General features: G+C 42.9%; 12 protein-coding genes. All 12 read right to left on the bottom strand.

From position 1 onward, the window contains the following. Nucleotides 1-1,360, bottom strand: a 1,360-nt coding sequence (locus COT43_06360) for a hypothetical protein (GenBank protein PIS28451.1), incomplete at its 3' end; no start/stop codon positions are given. A gap of 10 nt (nucleotides 1,361-1,370) precedes the next feature. Next, nucleotides 1,371-1,736, bottom strand: a complete 366-nt coding sequence (locus tag COT43_06355) for a hypothetical protein (protein PIS28450.1) — start codon at nucleotides 1,734-1,736, stop codon at nucleotides 1,371-1,373. A gap of 36 nt (nucleotides 1,737-1,772) precedes the next feature. After that, on the bottom strand, nucleotides 1,773-4,934 hold the full coding sequence (locus COT43_06350; GenBank protein ID PIS28449.1) for a hypothetical protein: 3,162 nt from the start codon (nucleotides 4,932-4,934) through the stop codon (nucleotides 1,773-1,775). 9 nt (nucleotides 4,935-4,943) lie between these two features. After that, on the bottom strand, nucleotides 4,944-6,230 hold the full coding sequence (locus COT43_06345) for a hypothetical protein (protein ID PIS28448.1): 1,287 nt from the start codon (nucleotides 6,228-6,230) through the stop codon (nucleotides 4,944-4,946). Between the two features lie 58 nt (nucleotides 6,231-6,288). Further along, nucleotides 6,289-6,663, bottom strand: coding sequence for a hypothetical protein (locus COT43_06340; GenBank protein ID PIS28447.1), 375 nt, complete (start codon nucleotides 6,661-6,663; stop codon nucleotides 6,289-6,291). Between the two features lie 56 nt (nucleotides 6,664-6,719). Continuing rightward, the gene (locus COT43_06335) at nucleotides 6,720-7,886 is read right to left on the bottom strand and encodes a hypothetical protein (protein PIS28446.1); all 1,167 of its coding nucleotides are present in this window, start codon (nucleotides 7,884-7,886) and stop codon (nucleotides 6,720-6,722) included. A 23-nt stretch (nucleotides 7,887-7,909) separates the two neighbouring features. After that, nucleotides 7,910-8,683 (bottom strand): hypothetical protein, encoded by a 774-nt coding sequence (locus tag COT43_06330; GenBank protein PIS28445.1) that lies wholly within the window; start codon nucleotides 8,681-8,683, stop codon nucleotides 7,910-7,912. A 140-nt stretch (nucleotides 8,684-8,823) separates the two neighbouring features. Beyond that, the gene (locus COT43_06325; GenBank protein ID PIS28444.1) at nucleotides 8,824-10,584 is read right to left on the bottom strand and encodes a YgiQ family radical SAM protein; all 1,761 of its coding nucleotides are present in this window, start codon (nucleotides 10,582-10,584) and stop codon (nucleotides 8,824-8,826) included. 218 nt (nucleotides 10,585-10,802) lie between these two features. Continuing rightward, nucleotides 10,803-12,089 (bottom strand): aminoacetone oxidase family FAD-binding enzyme, encoded by a 1,287-nt coding sequence (locus COT43_06320; GenBank protein PIS28452.1) that lies wholly within the window; start codon nucleotides 12,087-12,089, stop codon nucleotides 10,803-10,805. Nucleotides 12,090-12,595: 506 nt separating this feature from the next. Then, complete coding sequence (locus tag COT43_06315) at nucleotides 12,596-15,559, bottom strand: hypothetical protein (GenBank protein PIS28443.1); 2,964 nt, start codon at nucleotides 15,557-15,559, stop codon at nucleotides 12,596-12,598. A gap of 5 nt (nucleotides 15,560-15,564) precedes the next feature. Continuing rightward, on the bottom strand, nucleotides 15,565-16,311 hold the full coding sequence (locus COT43_06310) for a hypothetical protein (GenBank protein PIS28442.1): 747 nt from the start codon (nucleotides 16,309-16,311) through the stop codon (nucleotides 15,565-15,567). Nucleotides 16,312-16,416: 105 nt separating this feature from the next. Next, complete coding sequence (locus COT43_06305; GenBank protein ID PIS28441.1) at nucleotides 16,417-17,421, bottom strand: hypothetical protein; 1,005 nt, start codon at nucleotides 17,419-17,421, stop codon at nucleotides 16,417-16,419. Nucleotides 17,422-17,600 lie beyond the last annotated feature (179 nt).

Below are 17,600 nucleotides of genomic sequence, written 5' to 3'. Positions count from 1 at the left end.
TTTCGATATGCGGAATCGAAATGACAAGCCCGCAAATAAACCAGAACGGCTCCATAATTCGGATGATGATAAACGTGTTAGCGCCGATTGAGTGAGTCATCATGGATATCGTCGCAATAAAAAATCCTTGTGCGAATGCCTTGAGAAATGGGATTTGCGATTCCATGTAAATTTTCCGTGTGTTTTTTAATATTTGTATCAACATGTACATGAAAAAAAACAATCCAACAATTCCCGTTTCGATTAGAACCCGCATGTATTGAGCATCCAGAAAACGCCAACCCGTGACACCGAATCCGAGTAGCGGATGCTTTTTTATATCTTTGAACGCGGAGCGCCAACTCCGGACACGCTCAGAGGCAGATGTGTCTAAGGTGACGCCTCCGACTTCTTCCTGCAGACTACGCGCATAACCTTGTTGTGGTGTAAATGTGTATTTTACTCGATCGACGACCTCATCCGGTAGGATAAAAGGGACAACACTTATCAATACGATAGCATAGCCGATAATTACCCATCGCCTCTTACTCCATAAAATATATCCGAGAATGACCGGAATTCCTGCCGCCCAAGATCCACGCGAGTTGGTCAGTAAATAAGGAATCACTGCAAGGCCGGTAATGATTAACAATAACCGGCGGTATTTCGGTTTGGGTAAAATGCCTGGAGTCAGGACAAGGTTTAATGTGATTGCGATGATCAAAATGAGATAGCCGCCGAGTGTATTCGGTTCGCCGGCATCGCCCTCGAACGGTGCCGTTACACGTTTTCCTGAAGGTATTTGAACAATCGCCGCAACCGAGACGATGACGAATGTAATTAACAGCGAGATAACATAGTTGTCCATCTGTTTCTTTGACTGAATCTGGTTGACGACCATGAAATAGACCATGAAATATTCAACATATTTGATGATGAAAAACGTTCCGCTCAAGATGCGAACTCGTCCCAGCATCATGCCGATAGTAGTCGAAAGAATACAGACGAAAAGATATAGTTTGATTGGTTTATTCAGCGGTGTTTCTTTGAAAAGGCTGAGTTCTTTATTTAGCGCCGTTTTGGCGAGCCATGTAAAGCAGATAATGGCTAGAATAATATCATCGATACGAATCGTGATACCGCCGCCCATCGTCGTCCGGCTTCCGAACTCCGGCGAAAGTAACATTGAGAAGATTAAAATATAAAGTGCAAAATCTGTATTGGTGAAGGTCACAATCAAAACGCCGAGTCCCAGCGCGGCAACCAGTGCATAAATCGGCGCTACTTTTACCAAGACAAATGCGACAATGATAGTGAATGGTATAGCCAGAAAAAGCATTAGCTTAGTAATTTTTGTATCGAGAATCTGATGGACGGACATGGTCTGGGTATTATTTTTTCAGTTCTTTGTCGAACTGTTTTTGTAATTCTTCTATTTCTTTATCGCGCGTATTTTGGAGAATTTCCTGATAGCCTTCTTCCCATTCTCCTTCGTGTTGTTTTCTGAATTGCTCTTCGTAAGTAACACGGTTTTGGGTCTCGCGTCGTACTGCTGAACCACGGATATATTCAATGGAAAGATTAGTTTCCCTCATCGCATTTCTCATCATGTTTCGCACCAATTTGGGTAAACCGGTTACCATCAGGCTGATTAAAATCGCCGCGATAAAAGTTCCTGGGATGACAAAGATCAGGATTTTTCGCTCTGCATAACCTATTCGCTTATGTTTCTTCCGGTGGTGTGTAGAATATCCCATTCTTTCAGTCCTGCTGGATAGCATTAATGATTCCGTTTAAGGAGTGAATAATCCCTGTCGCGTAATAAAAAACAAATTGGCAATTGATTCCGATCGGAAGCCACTGACCAGAAGGAAGTACTTTTGAGTGTCGGACTGTTCGTCATTCATTTGAACCACTTGTAAAAAATATCGCAATTTCGAATACTTTTCAAGGACTTGATTGGCACTCTGCAAAGTTGCATATTTTCCGATCACGATGGAATAATCCAGGCTAATAACCTCTGCTTTTGTATTTTGGCCAGAATAGATCAGTTTATCCATTTGCTTTTTTGCTGGTTCTTCAGTTGAGAATCTTCCCGTGCAGATCAAATACATCTCCGTTTCAGGATTCGGATAACTGAACGATAGAAAAGTACGAAGGCCTTGCTTGTTGTATCTGTCTGCAACCTTTCGGGCTTCGCTGAAGATTGTCTCGGTTTTGAGTAAAACCGTGAAAGGTTTGGAGATTTTGATGATTTCTGCTGTTCCTTCAGCGTGTGGAACAATGGCGGGTTGCGACTTGACAAGAACCGCAGTTATGGTAGGTGGTATTGGTTTGGGTGATTCGATAGTTCGACTTGTTTCCTGTTTTGAAGGAATCTGACTGGCCGGTTTTGTTTTTGTCGTCTTTACCGGTACTTTAGGTAACGGTTCAATACCATACCGTTCCTGAAGCGCTTTTAATTCTGCGGGAACCGTTCTGGCTTCGATCGTGTCTGTTTCTTCGACGACCGTTGTGTCAGCCAGAGTAGAATCGGGTGTAATCGCCGTTGTATGAATAGGTGTCGTGGCTTCAGTCGCAGATGCTTTTGGCGCGGGTTTGCGATGTGATTTGATTGCGTGAATTCCTGAATATCCGAGGAAGAAAACGCCTGCCAATGCCAAGATTGCCGCCAGAGCGCGCCATTTTCTTAACCGATGGAAAATTCCAAGCATGAGCCCTTCTTGTTCGTTTAAGAAAAACGATTCCAAGAAGGCGAGTGTCCGATTTTTCTTTTCCTTTTCTCCCGATTCACCGTAAGAATAATGGTAATCATAGCTATACTTGTAATCGGCGTAATCTGCACTCACGTCGGCTTTCATTCCGTTGATCACGACGCCAAGGATGTCAGATTTGAGCATTTCGAGTTGATTCTTCGAGCGGCGAAGCGTGCCGCGGGAAATCTTGCCTTGATAGTAAGTGATGATGACGGTATCGACTTTGGAGCCCAGCACGGTTGAATCCGTAGCCTGAATGACCGGTGTCGAGTCGAACAGGACGATGTCATATCGTTCCTTCAGTTCGCTGATAACTGTATCCATCAATTTCGAAGCGATGATTTCCGATGGGTTTCTTTCGATTCTTCCGCAGGTAAGGATGTTCAGATATTCGATGCCCGGGATATTGTCGGTTCTGAACATGTCGGTCGCCATTGTTCCCATCATCAAGTCGCTCATGGTCCGGATAACGTTGTCCAAAGGTTCTTTCCGAAGAATAACGTCCGTCAAACCTGGTTCTTTGTCGATTCCGAAAATTTTGGAAACGCGTGGTTTTCTCAAATCGGTTTCGACCAACAGCGTATTCAAACCGATCTGGGCGAGCGAAACAGCCAGATTAACGCAAATAGTCGTCTTTCCTTCGCCTGCGACGGACGAAGTAACCATCACCGTTTTGTACCCTTTATCGAGCAAGCTGAAGTGAACATTTGTGCGGAGACCGCGGAATGCCTCAGCCATCGTCGATTTCGGATTATAATGTGAGACGAGTCGTGCCTGCATTTGAAGGATTTCGTCGGGCACATCCGTTGTAATCTTTTCGAGAAGTTTCGATTTGATGTCTTCTATGTCGACGTACGGGATGATGCCTAAAACTGTTGTGTCAAGAGTTTTTTCGATATCGTCGATCGTGCTGAATGTCGTATCGAGTGTTTCTGCCACGAATGCCAGCACAATTCCGAGAATCAACCCGATGATGATTCCAATGGCTGTCGTCGGTCCAATCATCGTCGGATTGATAGGTTGGGTTGGGAGAAATGCGGGACGGATGATAAAAACTTCCTGCACCTGTTCGGACATTTTAATCAGCGCTTCCTGATAGCGAATCTCGAGTTCCTGATAAATTTGCGTCTTGATCTGCAGTTCGCGCTCCAGATTTGAAAGCGTCAATCCGAGAAGTGGGAGGGATTTATATTCTTGATCGGTCTTCTCGTAGGTTTCCTTCGTCACACGCTCAGACCGGATCAATGTTTGCCGAAACGAATAAAGTTCCTGCATAAACCGTTTTTCTGAAGTTTGAATCTGGCGTTCAAGGTCTTTGATAATTGGATGTTGTTGCGTGTAATATTGAAGGTAATTATTGTAAGAGGTGCGTTGCTGATTAAGCAATGTTTGAAGCGTTTCCAGAGCGCGATTCGGTGTATTTAATAGAAGACCGAATGCGGAGTAGTAAATAAAGTCCGGATTGCGTTGGATTTCGGAGATGATATTATCGACCTGTGTGATATCGGCGCGTATTTTCTCCAATTTAACTTCACTGGCATCCAGTTGGCTGGTCAACCGGCTGGCGGATCCATCGAGCGTGATGAACCGATTTCGTTCCCGGTAAATTTGTACGTTTCGTTCGGAAGCGCGATATGAACTTTCGGCTTTTTCGAGCTGAGATCGGATGGAATTCAATGCTTGTGTTATTTGAGCGTTTTTCTCCCGAAAGCTCTCTTCCTTGTAAACTTTAGCGAGTGCGTTGGCGAGCAAAAAGGCTTCCTGAGGATTGTAACTCGTTGTCGTGATGTTGATGATATTGGTATAGCCTTCTTGTTCGGTTTTCACCCGGGATTTAAGTTTGGAGACAATCGTAAAATATTTCGGATTGTTACGGATTTCATCGGATAAAAGTGACGAATCGATCAAGCCCATCTCCTGAGCGGTTTTCTCGATCATTGGGTAACTTTTGATAATTTCCGAGCGGGTGGCAAGATCGTCGCCTTCTCCCCAAGAAATATTTGCCATGTAGAGTCCCATCAAGTTCGTCTGCCTCTCAATTTTAAGACTGGACGTTGCTTGATAGAGAGGTGTTGGCTTGTTCATAATGGCAAATATCATGCTGAATCCGCCGAGCATAATGACGGTTACGATCACGATGATCTTTTTCTTCTTGATAATTCGCCAGTAATCGCGAAGGTTGAGTTCGTACTGCGGCATAGATTTTCTCTATATGATCTTTAAATTAGTTAAAACAAGATATACGGTTAAAAAAGTCGATACCAATGTGAAAATCGTCGCGACAGGCCGAGCTTTTTCGGCTAAATCGACAAAAAATCCTCTTTGTCGGCTTGGAACGATCACGCGGTCGCCATTCTCAAGATAAATATTCTTTTTATCAATACGCTTATAGAGAAATTTATCTAAGTCGAATATGATTGTACTGCCGTCTTGCCGTGTGACTGTGATTTCTTTCAAATCAGCCATTGCTGTCAGCCCACCGATATTTGCCAGAAATTCTGCCAGACGCACATTCCCGGAGATGGGATAAATTCCCGGGCGATTGACCTGTCCAAACACGAAAACATTCCGGGCGCTGAGCTGGATGACGCTTATCCGGACGACCGGTTCGCGGTAGTACTGTTTTGCCACACCTGCTAAAACTGTCTGCGCTTTGTCGATCGTCATACCGCCGAGGTGAACTGTGCCGAACAACTTATGGTAAATATTTCCTTCCGTATCGATGGTATAAGATTCCGTATCAGCCGGTTTGCTTTCGGTTAATGATGCTTCGTTGATGCTGATTTCGACGACATTGCCATATTGCAAGATGTAATTCTTGGAGAGAAGTGAAAATTTGTCTTCCGCCGTGGCGCGCGGAACGATCACTTTGTCTTTGTCTTTTAAGATGACATTATTAACGGGTTGATTTGTGTAAAGATATCGTTCCATATCAAAAACGACGGTTGTTCCGTCGATATGGTTGATAGCGATTTTGGAAATATCCGCATCGATGGTCGTTCCGCCATTCATAATGATAAATTCGGCAACGGTTGTCATGTTGGGTTGTATCGGATAGATGCCGATTCTGGGAACTTCGCCGTAGAGCAATACATCTTCTGTTCTTTTTTCAATGACTGTAATATCAATGGTAGGAGATATAAAGTACTGGGAAAATTTGATGGTTAACAAGTCTTCGGCTTCTGCTACGGATAATTTTTCCAGCGACACTTTCCCCAAAAGTTCATGAAAAATGGTGCCGTCCTGATTGATGGATACGATGTTGCTTTTTTCGACGGGTGTGCCCTGTTGGCCGATGTCGAGATAGGAAATTCTGATCTTATCGCCGGGTCCGAGAATGGTGAAGTCCTTATAGGTGTCGGGTTCCGTTGCGACCGTACTCATTTTTGTTGACTGCTGAGCAAAAACAGGACTCACCCAACCGGCTAAAAACAGTAGAATCATTCCGAAAATCATCAAAAATTTGAGGGAATAAACGGTATGCGCGCTGTTCATAATTCTACACCTGTATTTCCATGTTTTTCGATTCCTTACCTGTGTCTAAAAGTGCTTATCATTCTTCCCGGTAATTTGAAATAACATTCGCTAGGACACTGTTGGTCAAGTAAAGAAGATCGATCGGTTTACAGATGTAATCCGCGGCGCCATTCTTCAAGGCTTCCAGCGCGATCTCTTTATCAGCTAATCCGGTGACCATAATGACATGAATTTTTGGCGTATTTTTCTTAATCTGCTTCAGGAATTCGATTCCGTCGCCGTCCGGGAGTTTGATATCCAGCAACATGAGCTCTGGTTGAAAGGTTTCAATAGCGGCTTCCGCTTGCTTGCGATTGTAGGCTTTCTCGACGATGTAGCCTTTCTGAAGCAACAAGTCCTCAAGAAGTTCCACTATGTTAAATTCGTCATCTACAATCAGTATTTTTTTCATCGCTTTTCTCTCTCTGATGTAATTTAAATATTCATGGTCGATAAATCAATCAGTTACTAATACCGGAAGAACTCTGTACAGCCTTTTGAACATACTGAAAAGCATTTATGTTTTTTAATGTAAAGTCGGTAATTCCGGTATGTTTCGTTATTCCAGATTTCGGAAAATTTGTGTTCTCGGATGCTTCCCGGTGCGAAATTCATCGTATGATAGGGCCTGACTGATCCATCCGGGAAAACGTATGCTGTTGCCCAGAGGCTCAGACAGCGATTCTTATACGAATTTGAAACAAATGGAAACTGGGTGTACCAAGTTCGAATTTCTTCGGCAGTTAGGTTGGGATAAAAGTTAACATCTGTTTTGTATTTCTTATGCCGCAGTTCATTTGCTTTTTGGATCAACACTTCGGGATCGATCTTGGGGGGTTCGTCAGAAATAAATCCGATCCAGTCGCTCGGCGATTGATGAAACCGTTCTTTGAATTCGAGAATGAAAGAATTGACTGTGTCTTTATCAAGGAATAATAAATGATGAAGCGTCAAACCGCTTGCCTGAATACCTTCCACGATGGCGATAATCTCGTCGATATGTTGGAAATTATATTCAGTTATCGTGCTGTTAATATTTACTAACGGCGTTCGAGATTTCTTTTTTTTCTTTAATTCCGCCAGTATGCGAAATCCCTCCATGGATTTATCAAACGTACCGGGGACGCGGCGGATATAATCGTGGATTTCCCGTGGTCCATCCAGTGAAAAAATAATCTCATCTAAACCGGAATCGACGATCTCACTAGCAAACCGTTTGATAAAAGTGCCGTTCGTAATAATGTTACAGCGCAAACCGGCGGATTTGACCATTTTTACAACCTCGATCCAGTTGGGATACATCATCGGTTCTCCGCCAAAAAGCGTAATATTTGGCTTACCCTTTCGAACGTCTTCAATCAGCGCCCGAATCTCTTCCAGTGATAGCCGTTCGCTCAGTAAAGAACGGTCGTAATCCTTAAAAACGCCTTTTTCGCCCCACTGGCCGCACATCAGACATTTGAGATTGCAGGTATATGTCAGAAATAGCGAGATCGTTTCCGGGCAAAAACTGCGTCCGTTAAACAAGTGATAGGAAAGGGAGGCTTTGAGTCTATGATTCAGATTTTTAACAGCATAACCGGGTTGTTTGATTGACTTTCGTACTGCCCGTCCGAGATTTTGTTTTGGAATCATGAAAATTTATCTCCGATGATATATTAAACGGTGATTTTCAGTTTGAAAGGTGATGTATCGCTTCCCATGATGACGAAATTCTCGCCTTTTTGCAAATCGGCTTTGAAAACCGATTGTTTAGCTCCGATGTGCTTGCCGTTGACGATTGTTCCGATACTGCTTCCGCGATCGAGCACATAAAATGTATTTTTATAGATGTTCAGCGATAAATGATTTCGCGAGATGTTGAACGGAACCTCATCCTTGAGGAAAAGGTCGTTATCCATGAAAATGTCGTCTGTACGGTGAGAACTCTGTCGTCCGATTTTGTAGGGGAATTTGGTGACCGTGATAGTTTTATTTGAGAGAAGTTCGCGGGTTTCCTTGGTCACTCCTTCAATCTTGATCGATTCCGGTGGAGGTGCAACTGTTGCTGATTCTGTTTCGGATTCACCTTCCATCATTTTGTTTTCCAGATAAACGACCATATCGTTCGTCTGCCGGAGATGCTCAAAAAATGCCTTGAGTATGGGAATGATGAAAGAAACCTTGTCGTCAAGCAGGGCAAAGAAGTCATCGCGGACAATCTCATCGACGGTTACTGGCGACTTGGCGACAATCGAAGCGGAACGCGGTTTATCGTCAATCAATCCCATTTCGCCGAAAATTTCTTCGCCTTTTAGTGTCGCCAAAAGAACATCATGCTTGGGTCCTTTCCGACGGACTTCGACGACGCCGGATTTTAACAGATACGCTGAACTGCCGAAAGTTCCCTCTTTGATGATGACTTCGCCCGGGTTGAATCTGATCTCTCTCATACTCTATCTCCAAATATTAAACCAAACAAATATAACAACATTTGGCAAAAATGGTAATTCTTATTTTACTTATTCCGACAATTTTATAGCGAATCACACTTGTCGAATTAGAGATCAATTTTTCTTTAACTGGGATTGGTTTAACGTTTTTTCGGTGTTCGGACATGTGCGCCGGTTTTCCATCCGCTTCTTCGCGTCTTTTTCTGGACAAACGGGGTTTTTTCGACGATGATTCGTTTCTGGAGCTCTTTTTGGGGCAGATTCTTTTCAACGAATATTTTTCGGTTTGTGAACGGGTCGATTTCGGTATAATACATGACGCCAGACCATGTCGAAGGCACCGGAATGAAAATCTGAACCTGCTCGGGATGGATTTTCAGTTCTTTGGATGTGAAGTTTCGGAGTTTTACCATATTTTCATAGGTGCATCCGGGATGAGCCGCGATCAAATAATAGGTTAAATATTGTTCCTTTTTCGCTTGCTTGGAAAAGAGATCGAAAAGATTTTTAAACTCTATCAGCGACTCGCGCGACGGTTTTCCCATCAGTGCGAGAACATTGTCTTCCGTGTGTTCGGGCGCTATTTTCAACTGTCCCGAAACGTGGTGATTGACCAATTCCCGCAAGTAAGCGGCGCCGTTTTTTTTATCGGCAAGCACCATGTCGTAGCGAATTCCGGAAGCGACGAAGACTTTCTTGACCTTAGGAAGAGCGCGGAGTGATTTTAGCAGTTCGGTCTGTCGTGAATGGTTGATTTTTAGTAACGGACAAATTTCCGGATACAAACAGTGCCTATTGGGGCAACATCCTTGGGTGAGTTTTTTCCGACACTCGAATCCGTACATGTTTGCTGTTGGTCCGCCGACATCAACAATGTATCCTTTGAAGTCCGGCAATTCCGTTAACTGTTTGGCTTCCTGAAGAATGGAGTTCGCGCTTCGACTGCGAACGGTTCGACCTTCGTGAACGGCGATCGCGCAGAAGTTGCATTCGCCGTAACAGCCGCGATGCGTGGCAATCGAAAAGCGAATTGTGTCCAGCGCCTTGACTTTTCCGTTTTTTTCATCGAACGGATGAATGGCGCGCTCGAAATTCAACCCGAAAATTTTATCCAATTCATTCTGCGTTTCATAAAACTGCGGCGGATTCTGAATCAGGAACCGGTCGTCGTTCGGCTGACACAAAGTCTTTGCGGTAATTGGATCGCTATTCTGGTAAAATGTCTGAAACATATCGATGAACCGGCGTTTATTCCCGACGACCTCTTCATAAGATGGAAGCAGAAGCGCGTTTGGAGGACACTCCTTTGCGATGTAGCAAATTCCGCGGACATCCCGAAAATCCGCGCCGTTTTTTAACCGTTCGGCTATTTTTATGGTTGTTTTTTCACCCATGCCGTAAACGAGAACGTCGGCTTTGGCGTCAAATAGGATTGATTTTCGTATTTTGTCGGACCAGTAATCATAATGCGCGACACGCCGAAGACTGGCTTCAATTCCGCCGAGAACAATTGATTTCGTGTCTTTGAAATGCCGCCGAATCAGATTGGCATAAACAATCGTCGCGCGGTCGGGGCGGCGATTGTTTATACCGCCCGGCGTAAAATCGTCGCTCCGTCGTTTTTTCAGTGAAGCGGTATAATTGGCGATCATGGAATCAATCGAACCGCCGCTGACTCCCCAGAACAATGCCGGTTCGCCGAGGCGCGTAATATCATCCGGAACGTTTAACGCTGGTTGGGCGATAATCCCGACCCGGTAGCCGGCGTTCAGCAGAACTTTTCCGACGACCGCGACGCCGATGTGCGGACTGTCAATGTAAGCGTCGCCGGTGATCAGAATAACGTCGCAGACATCCCACCCGAGCCGTTTCATTTCATCTTTAGTCGTCGGTAAAAACATTAGCGCAAATTTCTGCCTGTTAGCGTAAAAATCCTATGCATTAAATTCAAATTTCAAACATCCTATTTCAAATTGAATAAGGCGGAGATATTGAATATTCACTTAATTTGGATCATTGCTTACTTATTGTTTTTTTTACTTTAATCAGAGAGTTTCTTCCCTCTTAGAAAAATAATATCAAAAACCTCTGTGTTCTCAGTGTCATCTGTGGTGAATATTTATTGATTTGCGGCGGATTTTCCCGCTAGATAGCCCGTCGAAAATGCCGCCTGAAGATTATATCCGCCGGTGTCGGCGTTGACGTCGAGGATTTCCCCGGCGAAATAAAGTCCTTTCACGAGACGCGATTCCATCTTTTTGGGATTGATTTCTTTCAAATTGACACCGCCCGCGGTGATGATCGCCTCGGAAATCGGACGATGCCCGATGACTTCGAGCCTGAAATTCTTCAGCCAAAGCCGTAGGCGTTTTCGTTCTTCGCCTGTGATCTGACTGCACAGTTTGTCCGGGGAAATGCCAGTCGATTCGATGCAAACCGGGATCATTTTCGGCGGCAGTAGTTCGTGCAGGATTTTCCGATACTGCATTTTGCCGTGTTCTCCGAAATCCCGAATGAGCCGCGCGTCCAATTTAATATCGTCGAGCGCCGGTTTCAGGTCGATAGAAACGGACACTTTTTTCTTTTCATTTAGCGCATCTACTGCTTGTTTGCTCAGTGTCAGAATGATTGGACCCGAAAGCCCGAAATGTGTAAATAACATTTCGCCGAACTCCGATGCCTGCTTTTTCCCGTCTATCCATAAACCTACGGCGACATTTTTCAGGCTCAATCCCTGAAGATTCTTTGCCGTTTCGCCAGAAGTGATCAGCGGAATAAGCGAGGGACGAGGTAAAATGATCGAATGTCCGACCGCTGAGGCGAGTTTGTAGCCGTCGCCAGTCGAGCCGGTCAGCGGATAACTCATTCCGCCAGTCGATAAAATGACAGCATCGCCGGGAATGATCTTTTTCTCCATCGTCTGTAAATCGACGACCGAAACGCCGACGATTTGTCCGTTTTCAACAACAATTCGGTCTATCTTGGTTTTTGGCAATAATGTTACGCCATTACGTTTCACCCAATCGGTCAGCGCATCGACGACATCCTGCGCCTGATTGGAAGCGGGAAAAATGCGGTTGCCGCGCTCGACGACCGTTTCGATGCCCAGCGATTTCAGAAAGTCGAGTAAATCTTTGATGAAGAACTGATAGAATGCTGGTTTCAGGAAGCGGCCGTTCTTACCGAAATGATTCAGGAATTCGTCGAGCGGCGTATCGTTGGTGAGATTGCATCTGCCTTTGCCGGTGATGCGCAATTTCCGGCCGGGACGTTCCATTTTTTCGACGATCGTAACTTGTGAGCCAAATTGCGACGCAGTTCCCGCGGTGATAAGTCCGGCCGCTCCGCCGCCGATGACGACCACCCGAACCGGTTTTTGTGTTTCTCTTTTCGTCTCTTCTGGCATCTGATTCAAACGTTCCATCGTCGGCCAGAGTGTATTAAATAAACGCCGGAAATTCAAGAAAAATTGCGGGAATCGGGACGAAGGAGTAAATCAGGTAGATTAGGCCTGTCAGCCGAAGGAGTGTCCACGAATAAACACTATTGGACTAAAATTAGAAAGAAGATGACCACGAAAAGAGACGAAAAGGGAGAAGACAAATTAGGTTGAGGTTGAGGTTAAGGTTAAGATTAAGAGTACCCAATACGGCTTCCATGAAATTTCTGTTTGCCTTGCTCATAACACCGTCAGAATCACAGATTACGCTGATTTAAGGATTCCACAGAATTTTTTATCAGCCCTATTTTCTATAATCTGTGTGATCAGCGCAATCTGATTAATCAGCGATTCAGACATTTTCTCCTGTCTTCACGCTTTCGTGTGCCCCTTCCCAAACATAACCCACGACCTTCCGAACATAACTCATTCGATCCGGCAGGTTAAACCTGCCGGATGGATAGACTATTCGATCATTTGATCAACAAGCATTTTCTTGTTTCGGTGTAAGTTCCCGCCTGAATTTTGTACAGATAGACGCTGGAAGGATATTTCGATGCGTCCCAAACTACCTGATAATTGCCGGGCTCTTTGGCCTGATTTACAAGCGTTTCAATCAAGCATCCTTTCAGATCGAAAACCTCAAGTCGAACCGGCGATTTTTCCGGGATTGTGTAACCGAAGTTTGTCACCGGATTGAATGGATTCGGAAAAGCCTGTGACAAACTATATTCTGTCGGCGTTACGGCGACTGGTTGTTGCTCCGGTTTCGGAAGCGTATGCCTTTTCATTAGCGCGCCTGCAACGTTTTCTCCGCAATCGCTTCGCGCGATCAAGGTCTGATCGTCATCCGGGTATTTGGTCTTGAGTTCGGTTAGTATTTCACCGGCAGAGACGGAATCGCTTAAGTCTTTCTGGTACATATTAAAAAGATCGAACAAAGCCGCGCTTTCAAACAGGGTCCCTGGATTTTCTTTTGCAATCTCCGCAGATAATTCCATCGCTTCATCTATTCGTCCCGACTGACGATACAGCAGAACCTTACGACCTTTCAGGGCGGCTGTCAGGTTCCTATTATCCATTTGATCGAGCAATTCATCGATCCATGCGACGCGATCTAATTTATCATACGTCCGCCCGATCCGCATGACCATGCTTATGGCTTTGGAGGCATATTTCGTGTCCGGATAATCAATGATCAATTTCTTGAAAACGGGGATTGCGCTTTCATATTGCTTTTCGACAAACAGACTCATACCGATCTTGTAGAGTGAATCGGCAGGCGAAGAAACCGATTCATCGACAATGATATCGCCTGCTAAATAGGTGGATTTGGCTAAACTACTTCCGCCGCCCGGATCGGATGACAGCGCATCGTGCGTATCGACATTTCCATAACACGCAGGCGCCGGATATTGTCCCCACCAACACCAGGCCGCATCGATACTGGAATTGTTAAATGCCGTCGCGGGATAAATTCCGGTCACGCCGATTATCGAATTACTCCCTCCGATATAAGGCCCTGCATCGCCATAGCCGAGGATCGGATTGGAATAATTTGTTGCCCAGATCACGCCGTCGGCTTCAAAGTTTTCGTTATAGATGTAATTATGTCCGAGTCCGGGATAATCCCCAAACCATGGATCGCTGTCATTGGTGATATTAATGGCCAACATCACCTCCGATGGATCGATCGTATTGTTAAAAAGAGAAGGGGAAGAACCGTATAAATACAGAGCCTGATTGCAGGAAGAGGCATTGACAAAATAATTGTCGTACATATAGGAATCACAGGCATTCATATATACCTGCGAACCGGTGACCTGATTGGTTTCCAGATCGGGGGATCCGTTATAGACATAAAGTCCGTAAGTAGAAGAACCGGAAACGGTATTGTTACAGATATCCGGGCTGGCCGAAGTACAATAGATGCCATAAGATGAACTGGATATCGTGTTGTTGGTTATATCCGGACTGGCTCCGGTGCAATAGACACCGTAAGAACAACTTGAAATATTGCAATGATCTACATCCGGACTGGAACTGTTCAAATATACGCCGTAAGTTACATATGAGATTGTACCGTACGACAATGTACCACTACTGCCGCTCTGATAGCGGATACCGCCCCATGTACCCGATGCGCCGCTCCGCGTAAATGTTGCTCGGCTGACGGATGTACCGGACGCATTGAGTGTGCCATTGACGGACAGATAATAGCCGCTGGCAAAAGACAGAGTAGATCCGGCTTTGGCTGAAAGAGTTATTCCAGATGATACCGTCAGATTACTTGACATAGTATGTGAACCCCCATATTCTACAGTCTGGCTGCTGGATGCGGCTGAGAGGGCGGAAGTGATAGAAGGATATAATCCGAGTATAGTGCTTCCGCTTTTCCGGCGGACATCCGGACTAAGGGTCGCGTCGCTCGCGACCGTGATCGTGCCGCCGGAGGAAACGATTGAGTATGATCCAAGCGTAAGCGTCGCTCCGGATTTAACAGATAACGATACTACAGACGGAATCGAATAATTAGTAGTCAGGGTATGCGGACCGTAGATTTCAATGGTTTGTCCACTGGAAGCGGCGGCCGCTGCAGAAGCGATGGTCGGATAAAGCCCGTTGATTGTGCTTCCGTTTGTAAGACGGACATGCGAATTCGATGAATTGATAGTTGCGCCGCTTTCAATAGTAATTGTGCCACCTGTTGAGACAATGCTATACGATCCGAGATTAGCAATTGCATCTGACTTTATTGTTAATGTTGCACCAGAAGGTACTGAAACATTACTAGAAATTGAATGATTGACTTCACCTGCACCAACCCATGTTTTTGGATAGCTTGAGAGGGTACCAGAATGAGCCGTTTTAAGTTTGTAATATGAGATTATACTCGTATTTTTTAATGCGAATATATCATGTCCCGGCGCTTGTCGTACTAAAGGACCACATGCCCACTTTGATACGTGTGTTCTTGCTCCAGAAATAGCGACTGGATATCCATTTTGAATTACTCGCACAGAGTGATCACTATATTGCTCATAGCATCCATGATCTGCCAGTGAAGATGAAGACGAAACATAGGAAGCTTGACTATCATTAGAATAAGAGGCATCATTAAAATATTTTATTTCCTCATCATTATCTGTATACCCAATCCAATATGTACCACTATTTTCTGATAATGTCCAAGCATATCCATGACAATTATATGATCTTGTTGAAGATTCAATAATTTCAGCATCAAGTCCATAAATATCAATATCATCTTGTGCATCCTCATCGTCATACCAAAGTGCCCCATTTCCCATTATATAAGCAGTGACTGGCCTTCCTTCGGGAGTATAAATTGTAGTCGCAGTATCAGTTGCAAATACTTTTATCGAAATTAAAAGCAATAGTAATAAATATTTTATTTTTAACATATCTCGCCTCATAAATATTAATTTGATTTACAAATACTTAAAACATGATTGCGAATATCATCTGTGAGATATAGCCCTGATTCTAAAAATATTTCGACACCACCTATACTTTTCAAGTTTTGACTATTCTCATGATTTTTAATTTCTATTAATTTTGCTATTGCATAAATATTCGAGATCAAATCTCCTTTTTCGTAGACTGTTCCCATATTAGTCTTAATTTCATATTTACTTAGCAATTCTGAGGTTAATGTTTCAATACTCGAAAGATCATATTTAGAAAGTAATTGTGGATGCACCATTAAATATTCAATTATTTGAATTTGTTCTCTTTGAGAAAGGCCTGCAGGACTGTAAGTATCTTTTGTAATATCCATATCATTATAATAAGATATTAATTTCTCCACAACATCTTTTCGGCTTAGTAATTCCGAAAAACCATTGAAACTTTCTTCTACCTTTTTATAGTAATTATCAATCATCGAAAATAATCCAATTCTCCGTGCAAAATGACAGTCTATTGATGCTTCAATCAATTCTTTTGTTGACATCGTGTTTAAAACAGAATCGGGAATTTTTAATAAAGAGTTTTTATCTTCAATTGACATATTTTTCCATTCATCGGATTGATAATCCACATATTCTCTCCAATTCAGTGAATTATAAATACGCCAATCAATTTTTTTATACTGTTCCCTGTTTTGTGCAAATGAAATTAAATTAAATAAGAAAATAAGAACACATAAAAATAATCTTTTTAACATTCTGTCCTCCTAATGTTTAATTTTACGAAAGTCGCTTCTTTTAAAGGCTAAACAATTAATCTGGCAAAAGTGTCTAATCATCTCTTTAACCTCCTTTACTATCAATTATTTTAAAATTGTACACTTTTTTACCTGGTTGAATTCATCACAACGTACATGGATAAAATATATACCACTAGCAATACTATTACAATCCCAAAACAACGTTATCTCACCTTTATTTAATAAACCATTATAGAGCATTTTGACTTTTTGTCCAATTATATTATACACTTGGATAATTACAATTTGTTCTTTTTGAAGTGTGAAATTGATATTTGTACCATGTATATCAAATGGATTAGGAAAAATGTTAATCATGTCGGATGATTTATTTGAGATAGGATATTTATCTCCAGTAAATCTTAAAATTGTTCCTCCAGATCCAATTGCCCATCCAGTATTTGAATCGAGAAAATAAATATCACTGATCGCAGGTACTTTATATTGATCATTTTCCAAAGTGGATATAGTGTTATTTACTTTAATATTGCTTAAATATCCACCTTTATAATCTAAATAAATCCAACCATTTTCCTTATCTATCATATAAAAATATTGTATTGGTCCCATTTCCAATCCACTACCTCTTGGAACTTCTGACCATGTCCATCCACCATCAATTGTTATGAGAAATTGAGCAATATCATTAACGAGAAAGCCTTTTTCATTATCAACAAATTGAATATCTTTTACCAGTGATACACTTGAAACATTATACCATTGGACTGAAGCACCTTTATCTGTTACATATCCTAGGCCTTGCCATCCTCCAATCCAGGCTCGCTCTTGGTCAATTATTGAAAGAGATGTCAATCTTTCGGATAAAGGTTCACTATTAATTATTTGCCAGTTTTCACCTCCATCTATAGTTCGTAAAATAAAGCCAGAACGTTCTATTAATAATCCATTTTTATCGTCAAAAAAATCTATATCAACAAACCAGCCATTGATTCCATTATTAATTTCCCAATTATTACCTCCATCCACCGTATTTAGTAATGTATAATACCCTGCAACCCATCCTTTATTTTTATTTAGAAACTTAACCTTATATAATACGCTATCCACTGGACAATCTTGTTTGTCCCATAATTCTCCTCCATTTGAAGTATGTAAAATACATCCATAATTACCAACACACCATCCATTATTTTCATCAATGAAAAAAATATTGGTTCTTTCGCATTTTAAATGGGTAGATAGTGTTTATTATTAGAGGTGAGGTCGAGTTTACCTGTCAGGAGATA

This window comes from Candidatus Marinimicrobia bacterium CG08_land_8_20_14_0_20_45_22 (assembly GCA_002774355.1).
Taxonomy (GTDB): Bacteria; Fidelibacterota; UBA2242; order UBA2242; family UBA2242; genus 0-14-0-20-45-22.
The sequence above is the reverse complement of the archived record's forward strand: the minus strand, read 5'-3'. Positions and strand labels throughout refer to the sequence as shown.